Below are 1036 nucleotides of genomic sequence, written 5' to 3'. Positions count from 1 at the left end.
CTAGCCCGTGTTTCGTAAGTGGGCGTGGGCCTGGTGAGGTCACGGCGTGGCGATGATCGATAACTGAAGAGGTCTCCGGTAAGTGGGTTAGCGACCAAGCAAACCTGAATACCGGAGACCTCGTGGCCAGCCTAGCGGCGGCGGCGCGGCATGACCTGAGCGACATCCAGTGGCAGCACCTGCACCCGTTGCTGCCTGCGGAATCCTCGCGGGGAAGACCGTGCACGTGGACCAAACGACAGATCATCGACGGCATACGGTGGCGGGCACGCACCGGTGCCCCATGGCGTGACGTGCCCGCGAACTACGCCCCATGGCAAACGCTGTACCGATGGTTCCGCCGCTGGCAACGTGACGGCACCTGGGCCCGCATCCTGGCCGGGCTCCAAGCCGCCGCCGACACTGCCGGGCGCATCGACTGGACCGTCAGCGTCGACTCCACGATCAGCCGCGCCCATCAACACGCCGCCGGCGCCCGCCGTGACGGTGACCAGCAGAAAGAACCACCCGGCGGGATCCTCACCGAGCCTGCCGATCACGCACTGGGCCGCTCGCGAGGCGGATGGACCACCAAGACTCACCTCGCCTGCGAACAGGGCCGCAAGGTCCTGGCCACCGTCGTCACGGCCGGGCATCGCGGCGACAGCCCGCAATTCACCACGGTCCTCGACCGCATCCGCGTCACCCGGTCCGGGCCCGGCCGGCCCCGGACCCGCCCCCAGCAGGTCCTGGCAGACCGGGCCTACACGTCCAGGGCCAACCGCGCCTACCTGCGCCGACGCGGAATCAAGGCCTGCATCCCGAGCAAGAGCGACCAAGACGCCCACCGCCTCGCGAAAGGCTCCCGCGGCGGCCGACCACCCGCCTTCAACCCCGAGACCTACCGCCGGCGCCACGCCGTGGAGTGCGGCATCAACCAGCTCAAGCAACACCGCGCCATGGCCACCCGCTACGACAAACTGGCCGTCCGCTACGAAGCCACCCTGACCATCGCCGCCATCAACCAGTACCTCCGAGCCTTATGAAACACGGGCTA

At 68.4% G+C, this 1036-nt stretch carries 1 protein-coding gene; it reads left to right on the top strand.

The genetic code is table 11. The features are described 5' to 3' along the window. The first annotated feature begins 122 nt into the window (after positions 1 to 122). Positions 123 to 1025: an IS5 family transposase gene (locus tag ACLQ26_RS33010; RefSeq protein WP_425748274.1), complete on the top strand. Its 903-nt coding sequence runs from the start codon at positions 123 to 125 to the stop codon at positions 1023 to 1025. The last annotated feature ends 11 nt before the right edge of the window (positions 1026 to 1036 follow it).

The sequence above is a fragment of the Micromonospora sp. DT43 genome, from assembly GCF_049841645.1.
Lineage (GTDB): Bacteria > Actinomycetota > Actinomycetes > Mycobacteriales > Micromonosporaceae > Micromonospora.
The sequence above is the reverse complement of the archived record's forward strand: the minus strand, read 5'-3'. Positions and strand labels throughout refer to the sequence as shown.